At 66.2% G+C, this 15,131-nt stretch carries 12 protein-coding genes; 3 read left to right on the top strand and 9 right to left on the bottom strand.

What is annotated here, in order from left to right:
* Position 1: 1 nt before the first annotated feature.
* A complete protein-coding gene (guaA, locus tag VF168_11570) occupies positions 2-1,531 on the bottom strand; it encodes a glutamine-hydrolyzing GMP synthase (GenBank protein HEX7004812.1) in 1,530 nt (509 codons plus the stop codon).
* 22 nt (positions 1,532-1,553) lie between these two features.
* Positions 1,554-2,819 (bottom strand): hypothetical protein, encoded by a 1,266-nt coding sequence (locus VF168_11565; protein HEX7004811.1) that lies wholly within the window; start codon positions 2,817-2,819, stop codon positions 1,554-1,556.
* 227 nt (positions 2,820-3,046) lie between these two features.
* Here VF168_11565 and VF168_11560 point away from each other — a divergent pair, with 227 nt between their 5' ends.
* The 3 genes from VF168_11560 to VF168_11550 all read left to right on the top strand — a co-directional run bounded on the left by VF168_11560 (position 3,047) and on the right by VF168_11550 (position 8,641).
* Positions 3,047-4,102, top strand: a complete 1,056-nt coding sequence (locus tag VF168_11560; protein HEX7004810.1) for an Mrp/NBP35 family ATP-binding protein — start codon at positions 3,047-3,049, stop codon at positions 4,100-4,102.
* A gap of 687 nt (positions 4,103-4,789) precedes the next feature.
* Positions 4,790-7,420: a valine--tRNA ligase gene (locus VF168_11555; GenBank protein HEX7004809.1), complete on the top strand. Its 2,631-nt coding sequence runs from the start codon at positions 4,790-4,792 to the stop codon at positions 7,418-7,420.
* A 96-nt stretch (positions 7,421-7,516) separates the two neighbouring features.
* Positions 7,517-8,641 carry a substrate-binding domain-containing protein gene (locus tag VF168_11550; GenBank protein HEX7004808.1) on the top strand — a complete coding sequence of 375 codons (1,125 nt, stop codon included), beginning with the start codon at positions 7,517-7,519 and terminating at the stop codon, positions 8,639-8,641.
* On the opposite strand, the gene pth is transcribed toward VF168_11550, so the two are convergent.
* The 7 genes from pth to VF168_11515 form a co-directional block, all read right to left on the bottom strand.
* The gene (gene pth, locus VF168_11545) at positions 8,525-9,091 is read right to left on the bottom strand and encodes an aminoacyl-tRNA hydrolase (protein HEX7004807.1); all 567 of its coding nucleotides are present in this window, start codon (positions 9,089-9,091) and stop codon (positions 8,525-8,527) included. The genes VF168_11550 and pth overlap by 117 nt on opposite strands.
* Before the next feature lie 94 nt (positions 9,092-9,185).
* A complete protein-coding gene (locus VF168_11540) occupies positions 9,186-9,818 on the bottom strand; it encodes a 50S ribosomal protein L25 (GenBank protein HEX7004806.1) in 633 nt (210 codons plus the stop codon).
* Between the two features lie 156 nt (positions 9,819-9,974).
* Complete coding sequence (locus VF168_11535) at positions 9,975-10,916, bottom strand: ribose-phosphate pyrophosphokinase (GenBank protein ID HEX7004805.1); 942 nt, start codon at positions 10,914-10,916, stop codon at positions 9,975-9,977.
* A gap of 128 nt (positions 10,917-11,044) precedes the next feature.
* A complete protein-coding gene (locus VF168_11530) occupies positions 11,045-11,896 on the bottom strand; it encodes an ABC transporter permease (GenBank protein ID HEX7004804.1) in 852 nt (283 codons plus the stop codon).
* A complete protein-coding gene (locus VF168_11525) occupies positions 11,880-12,866 on the bottom strand; it encodes an ATP-binding cassette domain-containing protein (GenBank protein ID HEX7004803.1) in 987 nt (328 codons plus the stop codon). Before VF168_11525 ends, VF168_11530 begins: the two co-directional genes overlap by 17 nt.
* Positions 12,867-13,006: 140 nt before the next feature.
* Entirely contained in the window at positions 13,007-14,677 is a 1,671-nt protein-coding gene (rny, locus tag VF168_11520) for a ribonuclease Y (protein ID HEX7004802.1), read from the bottom strand.
* The coding region (locus VF168_11515; protein ID HEX7004801.1) for a DNA recombination/repair protein RecA at positions 14,674-15,131 on the bottom strand (458 nt) is incomplete at its 5' end. The genes VF168_11515 and rny, both read right to left, overlap by 4 nt.

Genomic DNA, 15,131 nt, shown 5'->3' with positions numbered 1-15,131 from the left:
GCTACTCCCACTCGATCGTGCCGGGTGGCTTCGAGGTGATGTCGTACACCACCCGGTTGACCTCGGGCACGCTGTTGACGATCCGATTCGAAACGGTGGCCAGGAAGTCGTCGGGGAAGCGGGTCCAGTCGGCGGTCATGCCGTCCGCGCTCGAAACCGCCCGGAGGGCGACCGTGTTGGCGTAGGTGCGCCCGTCGCCCATCACGCCTACCGAGCGCAACGGAGTGAGCACCGCCAGGGCCTGCCATGTCGAGTCGTAGAGCCCGAACTCGCGAAGCGCTCCGATGAAGATGTCGTCCACACGCCTGAGAACCTCGATCCGTTCGCGACTCACCGGGCCCAGGCAGCGGATGGCCAAGCCGGGGCCGGGGAACGGGTGGCGGTCCCTCAGTGCCGGCGGCAGTCCCAGCATGGCGGCGACCTCTCGGACCTCGTCCTTGAAGAGGGTGTTGAACGGCTCGAGCAGCTCGAACTCGAGGTCGGGCGGCAGGCCACCCACGTTGTGATGCGACTTGATGTTGGCGGCGCCATGCCCCCCGGCCGACTCTATGACGTCGGGATAGAGGGTGCCCTGCGCCAGGAAGCGGATCTCGCCCTGCTCCTCCTGTAGCCTGCGGGCCTCGCGGGTGAAGACCTCGATGAACTCGCGGCCGATGATCTTGCGCTTCTCTTCCGGGTCGGCGACGCCTTCGAGCGCGCCCAGGAATCGATCCGAAGCGTCGACCACTGTCAGGTTGACGCCCAGCGCTCGCAGCGCCCGCTCCACCTCATCTGCCTCACCCATCCTGAGTAGGCCGTGGTCGACGAAAACCGCGAAGAGCCTCTCGCCCAGGGCGCGGTTGAGCAGCAGACCGAGCGTGCTGGAGTCGACGCCACCGGAGATGGCGAGGAGCACCTTGTCGTCGCCGACCCGGTCACGGACCTCCTCGGTGAGGCCGTTCACGACGTTCTCAGGTGTCCAGCTGCGGTCCACCCCGGCCAGGTCGAGGAAGCGTTCTAGGAGCTCCTGGCCCTTCGGCGTGTGCATCACCTCGGGGTGGAACTGCAATCCGAAGTAGCGGCCATCCTCGCTCTCCATGGCGGCCACCTCGGTGTCGCGGCTGGAAGCCGTCACCCTGAACCCGGGCGGAGGCACGCTCACGGAGTCGCCGTGACTCATCCATGCTACGAACTCGCCTTCCACGCCTTCGAAGAGGCGGCCGTCGCACCCCGAAAGCTCCGCCTTGCCGTACTCCCGCACGCTGCTCGCCTCGACCTGACCGCCGAGGCTGCTGGCCAACAGCTGCATCCCGTAGCAGATGCCGAGCACCGCGAAGTCACCCTCGAGCAGGTTCTGCGGCAGGCGGTTGAGTTCCGAGCTGTAGACGCTGCCGGGGCCGCCCGAGAGGACTACCGCGGCGGGGGCGTCAGCGAGCGCGCCCTCCAGTTCTTCGGGGGTGACGATGAGGCTGAATGAACCGAGGGCCCGTAGTCGGCGGGTGATGAGCCGGGTGTACTGCGAGCCGTAGTCGACGACGATTACGTGTTTCATACTCTCCGATTCTCTGCTGCCCTCAGCCCCCAGGCGCCTGCGGCATGACCAGGGTGACGTTCCGTTCCTCGGGAACCTCGATCTCGACGATCTCGGACACTCGACCGTCGAGGCTACCCTGGAACGCCCAGGTACCGGGCCGATCGAGTGCAAGGTGACGCGGAGCAGTGCCGATCACGTCGCTCCTCGCGTACGCGGAGCCCTCCGGCGCCTGGATGACGTGGATAGCTACCGGGGGGAGGTCGGTGGGCTCGACCTCGACCTCGACTACGTAGACGATGTCCTCCATGGGCTGGGGTGCGGCCGGTGCCGATCCGCGGGGACCGTAGAGCGCCAGCATGGCGAGGAGGATAACGGCCGCCATCAGTGCTCCGAGCAGTGTGAGGCTCACCCGCTTGTCGCGGGTCTCCTCCTGTTCGGATGGGAGCGGCAGCGGTGCCCGTGCGGTCTCCGGTCCCGTCGACACCGCCGGTGGCCTCGGCCGATCAGTGGGAAGCTCCCCAGCGTTCTCGGCTGTGCCGCTGTTCCTCGGCTCTTTCGGGGCTGCGGTCGGGGCGGCGTCGCCCGCCACGCCGGGCGTCGAACTCGCCGCCGCTGTGCGGTGGCTGGTCGCTCCGGCCCGTCCGGGCGCCCCGCGTCTCTGGGCGCCGCCGGTTGCCGGCACGGGGAGGAGTGCGGTCAGCGCCAGGTAGAGCTCCTCGGCGCTCGGCCGGACGGTAGAGTCGCTGGCCATGCACTGCTCGAGCAGTGCGTTCACGGTCTCGTCGGCGGGTGCGAAGCCCAGCGTTCCTACCGTCCGGGCAAGCGAGTAGACGTCCCCTTCAGGGGTACCTGCGTCGGTGACCTCGGGAGCCCGGTAGGGGCCGTTTCGCGGACGCCACGGCACTCCGAAGCCCTCGATCTGCAAACGGCCATCGACGAGCAGCAGCCGGTCCGGTGCCAGCTGGCCGTGCACGACCCCGGCGGAAGCGGCGTCGCGAAGCGCTCGGGCCGCGTCGAGCAGGCGGTCTATGGTGAGAGGTCCGGCGGAATCGGAGAGTCGCTGCCATCCGGGCGAGAGTGCGGCGACGATCCGCCCGCGTTCGCCGTCGGTACCGCTCCAGAGTATCTTCGGGATGTTGGGCGAGTCGATCACACCGGGAGCCGCGAGAGGCTCGCCGTCGAAGTCGTAGATGAGGACCGGTAGACCGGTGACCGGATCCACCCCTTCCAGGCATCCGAGCTGACCGCCATCGGCCGCATCGGTCGCTCTTCCGGCCAGCGTCCTGTAACGGTCGGGACCGTTCACTCCTGCCCTCCCCGGCGGCCACGGCGATCGAGCCCAACTCGCCGGTACGGTCGCGATCTCACGCGCCCGAGTATATCCCGGCCTCGCGCAGGCGCCGACACCGGTTCCTCGCGCAGCTGATCCCCGTTCGAGGACACCGTCGCGGCGGTGATGCCGTTCGCCGGTAGTTTCGGTCCCGCCTCACCGCCAGTTGCCGCCATAATCCATACCTTGCTACTCTGGAATCGATGAGTACCCCCTTGGAAGATCGAGTTCTCGAGGCGCTCAAGAGCGTCCACGATCCGGAGCTCCACCAGGATCTGGTCAGCCTGGGGATGGTCGAGAAAGTTTCGGCACAGGACGGCCGCGTCTCGCTGAAGATAAACCTGACCACTCCTGCGTGTCCCATGAAGGGCAAGATCGAGGCCGATGTGCGTCGCGCTGTCGAACCGCTCGAGGGTGTCGCGGCGGTGGAGCTCACCTTCGGCTCGCAGGTGCGGGGTAGCGAGCAGGAGGCGTTGCCTGGCGTGCGCAACATCGTCGCGGTCGGTTCCGGCAAAGGCGGCGTGGGCAAGTCGACCGTCGCCGCCAACCTGGCCGCCTCGCTGGTGCTCGAGGGTGCGTCCGTGGGCCTGCTCGACGCAGACATCTACGGCCCCAGCCAGGCGCGGATGTTCGGCGTCGAAGGCAAGCGACTGATGGCCGACGACGAGAAGAACATCATCCCGCTACGCAACCACGGGGTGAAGCTGATCTCCATCGCCAACCTCGTCGAGGATGGCCAGGCGCTCACCTGGCGCGGACCTATCCTCCACGGCACCCTCACCCAGATGCTCAAGCAGACGGTCTGGGGGGACCTCGACTACCTGGTCGTCGACCTGCCGCCCGGCACCGGCGACGTGCAGCTCTCGCTGGCGCAACTGGTGACGGTTAGCGGCGCCGTTCTCGTGACTACGCCGCAGGATGTGGCTTTGATGGACGTCCGCCGCGCCTACACGATGCTGCGCAAGACCCACGTGCCGGTTCTCGGCGTGGTCGAGAACATGAGCTACTACCAGCTTCCCGACGGAACCCGCGACCCGATCTTCGGCGAGGGCGGGGCCGCGGCCTTCGCGGAGAAGGAGAAGCTCGCGCTTCTGGGCCAGATACCGATCACCAGAGCGCTCCGCGAGTCGGGCGACGGCGGCATGCCGCTGGTGATGAGCCAGCCCGACAACCCCAGCGCGCTCGAGCTGCGACGCGCCGCCAGGGCGATGGCCGGACGGCTGAGCGTGCAATCGATGATGAGTCTGCCTGTGGTCTAGCAGGTCCTTCACGACCTGTCGCCTCGGTCAGTGGCTTGACTCGCCGGTCGCTGGCCACGCGAGCCAGGAGCACGAGTGGCAGGCGAATCTCGAAGGCTCCGCGCCGCAACTGGCAGGGGCCTCCGGCTGCTCCCTTCGCCGTCGTCTACGCCGCCGCCTGGAAGCACGGGCTGGAGCCTATGCGGCTGCCCCTGGTGGGTCTCGCGGTTTCTGCCCTCCTCTCGGCGGTCATCGACGCGCTGGTGGTTGCCGCTGGCCTGCGCGTCAACCGGGCGCTCGAGCCCGCTCTGCACTGGCCCTTACACCCGGGTTCTTGGCCATCCGCACCGTCTTGCTCTGCCCTCTGGCCCCTGCTAGACTCTGCCTATTCGCCGGCCAGCTGGTCTGCGAAGCGGGAAGAGTAGCCGACTCCTTTCTCCGAAGAGAGCCCTGGTGGCGCGCTGAGAGCCGAGGCGGAGAAAAGCCGGTGAACGTCGCCCGGCGCGCGGAGCCCCGCGCGCAACGAGGAAGAAAGGAGCCCCGCTGCAAGCGGAGCTTCGAGTAGAACCTCCGGCAGTCGCCCCGAGAGCGCGACCTAACGAGTGCCCCTCGCATGTACGAGAGGGGAACTGCGGTGGTACCGCGGGGCAACTGGCCTCGTCCGCAGATTGGGAGCCTCGAACGGCTTCCGGCGGAGGAGGTTTTCTCATGGCTGGGAACGCCGACACGGCGATGAAGCGAGAGTTGGCTAGTCGTTACGACCCGACCGCGGTCGAGGACAAGTGGGTCAGGTACTGGGCCCAGGAGCCCTTCACCGCTGATCCCCATAGCGACCGGGAACCGTTCACCATCGTCATCCCGCCTCCCAACGTGACAGGCAACCTCCACCTGGGCCACGCCTTCGACAACGCCATCATCGACACCCTCATCCGCTTCAAGCGGATGCAGGGCTACGAGGCGCTCTTCCAGCCGGGCACCGACCATGCCGGGATCAGCACCCAGGTGCAGGTGGAGAAGGCGTTGCGCGCCGAGGGAACGAGTCGGCAGGAGCTGGGCCGCGACGAGTTCGTCGAGCGTGTCTGGCGGTGGAAGCAAACCTATGGCGACATCATCATCCGGCAGCTGCAGCGCCTGGGCATCTCTGCCGACTGGACCCGTACCCGCTTCACGATGGACGAAGGTCTCTCGAAAGCGGTGCGCAAGCAGTTCGTCGAGCTCTATCACCAGGGGCTCGTCTACCGGGGAGAGCGGATCGTCAACTGGGACCCGGTGAGCCAGACTACCCTGAGCGATCTGGAGGTGGACCGGGAGGACCGCCCGGGCAAGCTCTACACCCTGGCCTACCAGTTCGAAGGCGAGGGGCAGATACTCATCGCCACGGTGCGGCCCGAGACCATCTTCGCCGACCAGGCGGTCGCGGTACATCCGGACGACGACCGCTACCGCCCGCTCGTGGGCATGAAGGTCAGGATTCCGCTCACCGACCGGTGGGTCCCGATCATCGCCGATGAGGCGGTCGAGATGGAGTTCGGCACCGGGGCCCTGAAGATCACGCCCGCTCACGACCCGACCGACTTCGAGATAGGGGAGAGGCATGGCCTCGCCCGGCCCAGTGTGATCGACCTCGACGCCAGACTGAGCGGCGACCTGGTTCCCGAGCAGTTCCGGGGCCTCGACCGCTTCGAAGCGCGGGAAGCGGTGGTAGATGCGCTGAGGCTCGAGCAGACCCTCGTCGAGGAGCGTGATTACACCATCCCCATCGGCCTCTCAGAACGGACCAAGGAGCCGGTCGAGCCGATCCTCAGCACCCAGTGGTTCTTCCGGATGGGCGAGGTCGCGCCCGAGGTGCTCGAGGGGCTCGACCGGGGCGAGATGCGGCTCCATCCCGAGCGCTACGAGAAGGTCAACCGGGATTGGCTGGGGAACTTGCGCGACTGGAACATCTCGCGGCAACTCTGGTGGGGGCACCAGATCCCGGCCTGGTACGACGAGGAGGAGAACGTCTACGTCCCCAGCCGCGACGACCCCTACACCGACCCGCCCGACCTGCCCGAGAACGCGGGCAAGTCGCTCACCCAGGATCCCGACGTCTTCGACACCTGGTTCTCCTCGAACCTCTGGCCCTTCTCCACGCTCGGCTGGCCCGACGTGGAAGACCCCTTCTACCGCAAGTTCTACCCGACCTCGGTACTGGTGACCGGCTACGACATCCTCTTCTTCTGGGTCACCAAGATGCAGCTGGCCGGTTACCACTTCACCGGCGAGGCACCTTTCCGCCACATCATGCTGCACGGTCTGGTGCTGGACGCCGAGGGGCAGAAGATGTCGAAGTCGAAGGGGAACGGCATCGATCCACTCGATGTGATCGAGCAGTACGGCGCCGATGCTCTTCGCTTCGCCACCACCCGCGCCTCCACCGGCGGCCAGGACATCAGGTGGGACGAGCGCCGTGTGGAGATGGGCCGCAACTTCAACAACAAGCTGTGGAACGCTACCCGATTCGCCCTCATGAACCTGGCGGGGGCAGAGGACCCCGGTCCCCCGCAGCGGCTGGCCGATCGCTGGATCCTGAGCCGGCTGCAGAGGGCGACCGAGGAGATGACCAGGCACCTGGAGGCATTCGACCTCGGTCTGGCGAACCGCGCCGCCTACGAGTTCGTTTGGTCCGAGTTCTGCGACTGGTATCTCGAGGCGAGCAAGCCGGCACTGAAGGAAGGCGACGCTCGCAGCCGCTGGACGCTGCGCCACGCGCTGGAAGCACTGCTGCGGCTCCTGCACCCGCTCGTCCCGTTCATCACCAGCGAATTGTGGGAGACTCTGGGCCACGACGAACAGATAGCCCTGGCGAGCTGGCCGCAGGCGAACGAAGAGTTACGGGACGAGGACGCCGAACGCGACTTCGGGCTGCTCCAGGAGGCGGTCGGAGCGGTTCGCAACCTACGCAGCGAGGCCAATCTGCAGCCGGCTCAGGTGGTGCCGATCCACGCCACGGGCGAGGGCGCGTCGGTGCTCGCGGCGAACCGCGAAGTATTCGAGAGCGTCGCTCGAGCAGAGCTCCTGACCGAGCCGGCGTCCGGCGCCGCTCTCGTGCAGCCCCTGGCGAGCTTGGAGATCCAGATGCCGCTGGCGGGTCTCGTCGACGTGGAGGAGTGGCGGGCGCGTCAGGAGAAACGCCTCGCTGACCTCGAGGGCCAGGTATCGAAGAGCCAGCGGAAGCTGGGCAACCCGGGCTTCGTCGAGAAGGCACCCGCCGACGTCGTCGAGGAGGAGCGGCGCAGACTGGCCGAAGCGCAGAACGTGATCGATGGTCTGCGCCGCAGTCTCGAGCGCCTGGGCTAGTTCTGTAGCGAAACCGGCCCTCTTCTGCCTGCCGGCCGGCCCGACTCCGGTGACGCTCGCCCCGGATAGGCCCTCACGCCTCGCTACCCTTGCCTCATGGGGGCGGTTGGCAGGATCGGAGCTGCGCTACTGGCGTTCTACTCGCTCGCCTACGTTAGCGCTCAGGATCTGCGGGTAGGCGGTTCTTCCACCCTCTATCCAGCTTCTGCCGAGTTCGCGGCTCAGCTGAGCGAGGCGTTGCCCGCCGGCCACATCGAAGCGAGCTTCGCGGGCACCGGAGGCGGATTCGAGCTCTTCTGCAAGGGCGCGATCGAGATCGTCGGGGCCAGCAGGCTGGCCACGGACGATGAGGAGCGGGCCTGCCGCGAGAACGGGGTCGAGTACCTGGTGTTCCCGGTGGCGCTCGACGCCGTCGTCCTGGTCGTGCCTGAAGACAACGAGTGGGTGGAGTGCCTGACCGTAGCCGAGGTGCGGCGGCTCTGGAGCGGCGGACCCGAACAGGTGGAAACGTGGTCCGACCTCAGAAGCGAATGGCCCGATCAGGAGATAGCTTTCTACGCACCCGGGGTGGCGAGCGGGACCTACGACTACTGGAAGCGAAAGGTGCTCGGCTCGGACACGACCATGAGAACCGACTACTTCCCCAGTGAGGATGACCGCAGGCTGGCGCAGCTTACCGCTTCGCACCCCGCTGCTGTTTCGTTCTTCGGCCGACCTCAGCTGGAACTGGCGGGATCGGGACTTAGGGCGGTGCCCATCGACAACGGCGACGGTTGCGTCGACCCCGACTCGACAGGGTCGGTGTTGACTCGCTGGCCTTTCCTCAGGCCGCTCTTCCTCTACGTGGCTGCAGGAGCCGCGGGAGCGGATTCGGAGGTCCTGCGGCCGCTCGTCTCGTTCGTCGACACCTTCCTTTCGGAAGCGGGTCAGGAGCGGTTGCTGGACATGGGCTACCTGCAACTGGGAGACCGGCTGCGCGGCGACTCGGCGCGGCGTTTCGCCACCAGGGTGACGGGTCCGCTGGACGCGGACTACGACGGTCAGGCGATACTCAGGCAGTTGCCCGGCGGCTGGTCGAGCCGGCAGGTCGACCTCGACACCCGACTACTGGCTCTCCAGCGCGAGATCGAGTCCGTTGGTGTCGTTCATGGCAGACTCGATACCCTGTTCGAGGGCCTGGTCGAGGGCGGTGGCAGCGGCGATTACGACCCGGCTCAGTAGCTCGGCCTCCTCGGGGCGGAAGCGGCTCAGCACCCAGTTCTCGGTCTTCCAACCCGTAGGGGGCCGCGAGATACCCAGTTTCAGTCGCCAGAACTCCGGTCCGACCAGGGCTATTACGTCCTGGACGCCCCTCTGACCGCCGGCGCCCCCTCCGCGTTTGAACCTGAGCCTGCCCAACGGCATGTCGAGATCGTCGTGGACCACCAACAGCTCGCCCGGTTGCGCTCCAACCGAGGTCAGGGCGCTCTGAACCGCCGTGCCGGAAGAGTTCATGTAGGTCGACGGTTTGAAGAGGGTGACCTGACCGAGTCGGCACGAGTCCCCCAGGCGTCCCTTGCGGAAGCGGAGGTCGTGACGTCGGGCGAGCTCGTCGACGACGAGGTAGCCCATGTTGTGACGGGTGTTCCCGTAGCGGATGCCCGGGTTGCCCAGTCCGGCTATCAGCTTCAAGGGCCTCCTCCTGCCTCATGAACGACGGCGGTGGATGGTTACCACCGCCGCGCGCTCTTCGCTTCTACTCTCGTTCCGGTATCGGCCCGAGCGGTTACTCCTCGGCTTCCTCTTCCTCGTCCTCGTCGCGGCCGATGACTTCGGGCTCCGCTTCGGCCTCTTCGGCAGCCACGGTCTCCTCCTCTTCCACCAGCTTGGGCGGGAGGACGGTGATCACGGTCAGTTCCGGATCGGTCAGCAGAGTCGCTTGCTTGGGGAGCAGGGCGACGACGTCGGCGACGTGGATCGAGTGGTTGATCTCGAGCCCGGTCACGTCCACCTCGACCTTCTCAGGGATGTGGCGCGGCAGGATCCGGATCTGCACCTCGCGGCGCTGAACGTCCAACTGGCCTCCCTCGCGGACGCCAACCGGCGTGCCCACGAAGTCCAGGTGGACGTAGACGTCGACTTCCTGGCCGGCCGTGACGGCGTAGAAGTCGACGTGCTGCGGCTCGCGGCGCCGCTTGTGCATCTGCACCGCCTTGACCAGCACCTCGTGGCTCTTCCCGTCGATGTCCAGGTCGATCACATGCGAGGTTCCCTGGCTGCGGAAGACCTTGTCGAACTCCCGCCGGTCCATGCTCACCGGCACGTTCACCTGCTTGTTGTACATGATGCCCGGCAGCTGGCCGGCGCGCCTCAGGCTGCGGGCGTCCTGGCCGTCGCGTTTCTGGGCTGAGAGTTTCATCGTTCCTCCTGTGTGGTCACCTGTACGGAGCGGCTTCCCCACCGTTGCGGCGACCCGACTCGTGCAGTCGACGTTACCAACGGGAAAGCATACTAGGTGGCGCCCCGTCGTGTCCAGCAGACCTCGGAAAGGCTGCCGGCCCTCTCCCGCGGTCGCTCAGTTCCTGAAGAGCGAACTCACCGACTCGTGTTCGTGCACGTTCCGTATCGCCTTGGCGAGCAACGGGGCGACCGAGAGGACCTCGATCCGGTCGAAGTCGCCGACGAAAGGGATGGTGTCGGTGACGCAGACCTTCTTTATCGGTTCGACCGAGAGCCGTTCGAGCGCCGGTGGCGTGAAGACCGCGTGAGTGGCGGCCACCGTGACCTCGGGTATCGCACCCAACCGTAGCAGCGCGTCTATGCCGCGGCTCATCGTGCCGGCCGTCGAGATCATGTCGTCGACTAGGATGGGACGCATCCCGGAAACCTCGCCGATGACGTGGGTCACCTCTGTCTCGGTGGGTGAAGTGCGTCGCTTGTACAGCATGGCCAGGGGCAGGTTCAGAGTATTGGCCAGGCGCCTCGCCTCGGTAGCGCGGCCGATGTCGGGAGAGACGACCACATGACCATCCAGGCCGATCGTTGCCAGGTGGTCGGCCAGGATATCGAGCGCCGTGAGGTGGTCGACGGGGACGTCGAAGAAACCCTGGATCTGGCCGGCGTGCAGGTCGACCGTTATCACCCTGTCGATGCCGGCCGTTTCCAGCATGTTGGCCACCAGCTTCGCCGTCACCGGTTCCCGGGCCTGGACCTTCTTGTCCTGACGGGCGTAGCCGAAATAGGGGATGACCGCGTTGATCCGCCAGGCAGAGGCGCGCCGGAGGGCATCGATGAGGACCAGCAACTCCATGATGTTGTGGTTGACCGGGTTGCAGGTCGACTGGATGATGTAGCAGTCGGAACCGCGTATCGACTCCTCGATCTGGATGCGCGTCTCACCGTCGGGGAACTGCGACACCACGCCGTGGCTCAACTCCTGACCGAGATGTTTGGCAACAGCTCTGGCCAGGTCGGGCGTGGCTGTACCGGTGAAGAGCTTGACGCGTTCGCCTATCACATCAGTAAGGGGAGGTGGGGGCGTGACGATATCGGCGGCTGCTGCATCAGTACCTCGCAAGACAACATCGGAACCGGGTGATCCGCGGCGGCGGACCACCGCAGAGTATACCCAAGGTCAGCGCCGCCTCAGCGCGACAACGTGCCGTGGCGGAAGAGGTAGCCGGCAACCGGTACAGCGACGATGGTTATGGTGACCGACCAGAGCGCGGACAGCCAGAGGTGGTCACCGACGGGAGCACCGATCATCAACGCCCGGATCGCCTCGATTACGTGAGTGACCGGCTGGTTCTCGGCGAACACCCGTAGCGCGTAAGGCATGGTGTCGGTTGGGACGAAGGCGGCGCTGGCGAAGGTGAGCGGGAAGATGATCAGGAACGTCATCCACTGCACCGACTCGACGCTCTTCGCCAGGAGCGCCAGGATCGCCGACAGCCACGATATCGCGAGCGTGAACAGAAGGAGGATACCCAGTATCACGAGCCAGTCGAGAAGCGAGGCGACGGGCCGAAAACCGACGAACAGAGCGACGACGATCATGATGACCGAGGAGAGGGTATTGCGCACCAGGTCCGCGACGACGTGGCCGGTCAACACCGCGGAGCTGGTCATCGGCAGCGATTTGAAGCGGTCGATGATCCCCTTGGTGAGGTCAGTTGCTACCGAGTAGGAGGTCGTCGTAGCGCCGAATGCCGCCATCTGCACGAGGATCCCGGCCACCAGGAAGTTCACGTACTCGACGCCGCCGGTCTCGATCGCCCCTCCGAAGACGTAGCGGAAGAGGAGCAGGAACATTATCGGCTGGATAGTGAGCCCAAGTAGCTGATCGATATGCCGGAAGATGTGCTCGAGACTCCGCAGGATGAGGACCCAGGTATCGGAGAACGCCCAGAAGAGTCGGGAGTGGTGCGCCGCGGTTACCTCGCTCCGGTCACCCGCCCCCATCGCGATCTCGGGGTTCACGTCACTCCGCTGCAGCATGAGTCCTGTCCTGTTGCGGGTTCTGACTGCTCGCCTGCCGGCCTGTCAGGTGGAGGAACACATCATCGAGAGTCGGTTTGTGGACCGACAGGCGATCGAGCTCGATGCCGGCATCGTAAAGGGGATCGAGGATCCGCTTCACCGCTCGGACGCTGCCGTCGGTAGCCACGCTCACGCGACGTTCCTCCGTCGAGGCCGAGACTTCGCCCCCCTGTGCGCAGATGATGCGGTGTGCCAGTTCGAAGTCGCTGTCGGCGGCGACGACCATCTCTACCCGCTCCGAACCGAACTGGGCCTTCAGCTGGTCGCCGGTGCCCTCGGCGATTATCTTCCCGCGGTCGAGGACCGCTATCCGATCGGCGAGCCTGTCCGCCTCCTCCAGGTATTGGGTCGTGAGGAGGATCGTGACGCCGAACTCCATCAGCCTTCCGATCACCTCCCACATGGCGAGCCGGCTCCGCGGGTCCAGACCGGTCGTGGGTTCGTCGAGGAACACGACGGGGGGCACGGCGACCAGGCTAGCCGCCAGGTCCAGTCGTCGTCTCATGCCACCGGAGTAGGTCTTGACGGGCCTTTCGGCAGCATCTGCGAGGTCGAACTGCGAGAGGAGCTCTTCAGCGCGGCGCCTGCTGTCCCGGATGCTCAGGTGGTAGAGCCGTCCCATCATCTCGAGGTTGCGTCGGCCGGAGAGGAGTTCGTCGACGGCGGCGTACTGACCGGTGAGACCGATGGTGCTCCGTACCTTCCCTGCGTCCTTGACGACGTCGAAGCCGTTGACGCTCGCCGTTCCGGAGTCGGGCTTCAGCAGGGTCGAGAGGATCCTCACGATCGTCGTCTTACCGGCGCCGTTCGGACCCAACAGGGCCAGCATCTTACCGCGTTCGACGGTCAGATCGATCCCTTCGAGCACCTCGACCTTGCGGAACGACTTCGTCAGCCCCTGAACTACGATCGCCGCGTCCGGACTCATGAGGTCGAAGTGTATATACACGCATTTTGCTTGTCAAGGTCGCGGATCCGGAACGACAGCGGAGGGCCCTCCACACCTCGATGAAGGGCCCTGCCTCGTTCTTCGCTTCCGCTGCCCCGGCCCGCGCCGGCGCCCTGCTGCTAGCGTGCGTACTCGACGGCGCGCGACTCGCGCACGACCGTCACCTGTACCTGTCCCGGGTACTCCATGTCCTGCTCTATGCGGTTGGCGATGTCCCGGGCCAGCAGCACCGCCGAAGCGTCATCGATCTTGTCGGGCTCGACAATGATGCGGATCTCTCGACCCGCCTGGATGGCATAGCTCTTCTCGACGCCGGGGAATGAGGTAGCGATGTTCTCCAGCCCCTCGAGGCGCTTGAGGTAGCTCTCCAGCGTCTCTCGCCTGGCCCCGGGCCTGGCCGCCGAGATGGCATCTGCCGACTGGACTATCACCGGGTAGAGGGTCTCGGCCTGGTCGAGGTCGTGGTGGTGGGCGATGGCGTCGATGACCTCGCGAGGCTCGCCGAAGCGGCGGCCCAGGTTGGCGCCGATCTCGGTGTGGGTACCCTCGATCTCGCGGTCTATCGATTTGCCGACATCGTGGAGCAGACCGGCGCGGCGGGCGAGCGCCTCGTCGAGGCCCAGTTCCGAGGCGATGATGCCGGAGAGGTGGGCCACCTGCACCGAGTGTTTGAGGACGTTCTGGCCGTACGAGGTGCGGAAGTGCATCCGCCCGAGTAGTTGGACGAGGCCGGCCTTTATACCGACCACGTTGGCCTCGAGCGCGGCCTCATCACCCTTCTCGCGGATGTAGCCCTGCATCTCCTGCTGCGCCTTCTGGACGACCTCTTCGATGCGGGCAGGGTGGATCCTGCCGTCGGCGACCAACTCGGTGAGGGCGATCATGGCGACCTCCCGCCGGATCGGGTTGAAGGAGGAGAGCAGCACGGCCTCCGGCGTGTCGTCGATGATCAGGTCGACGCCGGTCAGGCTCTCGAAGGCCCTGATGTTGCGGCCTTCGCGGCCGATGATGCGCCCCTTCATGTTGTCGCTGGGGATGGGCACTACCGACACCGCGATCGCGGCGGACACCTCGGACGCGCTGCGTTGGATCGCCTGGGCGATCACGTCGAAGCTCCTGCGCTTCGCCTCGGCGTCGGCTTTGTCCAGAGCGGCCCGTACCCGTACCGCCTTCTCCCGCTCCAGCTCCTTCTCGAGCCGGCCGAGGATCATCTCGGTGGCCTGCTCCTTGCTGAGCATCGCGACCTGGTGCAGTTCGGCCTCGACCTGGGCCTCCCTCTCACCGAGCGCATCTTCGCGAGCGCGCAGCTCGTCGCCGCGCGCGTTCAATTTCTCCTCGGTCTCGTCGAGCCGCAGCGCCCGGGCATCCTGCTGTTCACCCCGCCGGTTGAGCCTTTCCTCGAGCTGCTCGACCTTGTCGCGGTCTCGCTTGAGCTCCTCACGAGCTTCCCGCAGGTCCTCCCTGGCGCGCTCGAGCTCCTCGCGGCTGCGGGTGATCTCGGCCTGGGCGACCTGCTGCTGCCGTTCGGCGTCGGCCTTGAGCTGCTGGCGCAGCCGGTCTTCCTCCTGGGCGAGTCGCTTCCTCTCCGCGTTCACGACCTCGCGGGCTTCGTTCTCGGCCCGGTCGACGACCCGCTTCGCCTCGACCTCAGCCTGCTGGCGGATGCGCGCTGCCTCGGCTCGCGCCTGCTCCAGCACGCCCTGATCGGCCCGGCGCTTGAGCGCAGTTCCGAGCCCGAAACCGCCGGCGCCGGCCGCGACGACCAGCAGGAGCCAAAGGAGGGCGCTCATTCGTCCTCACCCGTGGCGCCGACCTTCGTACGCCGCGCTGTGCCCTCCGCGCCGGCCCTGATGGCTTCGATCACCTTCTGGCGTATCTCGGGTATCAGCTCCGGTCGTTCGGTCAGCGCCTCCGCCGCCTTCTCCTTACCCTGGCCCAGGCGCTCCTCACCGTACGAGTACCAACTACCGCTCTTCTGCACCACATCCAGGTCGGTAGCGATGTTGATCAGGTCACCCAACTTGTCGATACCCCGACCGAACATGATCTCCACCTCCGCCTCACGGAACGGAGGAGCAACCTTGTTCTTGGTCACCTTCACCCTGGTGCGGTTACCGACCTTCTCGGCCCCAACCTTCACATCACCCTTACGACGAACCTCCATCCGCACGCTCGCATAGAACTTGAGCGCCCGACCACCAGGAGTCGTCTCCGGATTCCCATACAGAACCCCGATCTTCTCCC

The sequence above is a fragment of the Trueperaceae bacterium genome (genome assembly GCA_036381595.1).
In the GTDB taxonomy this organism is placed as follows: Bacteria; Deinococcota; Deinococci; order Deinococcales; family Trueperaceae; genus DASVCN01.
This window is presented reverse-complemented; position numbering and strand designations above follow the sequence as displayed.

What these genes read in the sequence shown, in the direction of transcription:
- guaA (HEX7004812.1), bottom strand. Translation starts at nt 1,531, where the DNA reads ATGAAACACGTAATCGTCGTCGACTACGGCTCGCAGTACACCCGGCTC.
- VF168_11560 (HEX7004810.1), top strand. Translation starts at nt 3,047, where the DNA reads ATGAGTACCCCCTTGGAAGATCGAGTTCTCGAGGCGCTCAAGAGCGTC.
- VF168_11555 (HEX7004809.1), top strand. Translation starts at nt 4,790, where the DNA reads ATGGCTGGGAACGCCGACACGGCGATGAAGCGAGAGTTGGCTAGTCGT.
- VF168_11550 (HEX7004808.1), top strand. Translation starts at nt 7,517, where the DNA reads ATGGGGGCGGTTGGCAGGATCGGAGCTGCGCTACTGGCGTTCTACTCG.
- VF168_11540 (HEX7004806.1), bottom strand. Translation starts at nt 9,818, where the DNA reads ATGAAACTCTCAGCCCAGAAACGCGACGGCCAGGACGCCCGCAGCCTG.
- VF168_11530 (HEX7004804.1), bottom strand. Translation starts at nt 11,896, where the DNA reads ATGCTGCAGCGGAGTGACGTGAACCCCGAGATCGCGATGGGGGCGGGT.
- VF168_11525 (HEX7004803.1), bottom strand. Translation starts at nt 12,866, where the DNA reads ATGAGTCCGGACGCGGCGATCGTAGTTCAGGGGCTGACGAAGTCGTTC.
- rny (HEX7004802.1), bottom strand. Translation starts at nt 14,677, where the DNA reads ATGAGCGCCCTCCTTTGGCTCCTGCTGGTCGTCGCGGCCGGCGCCGGC.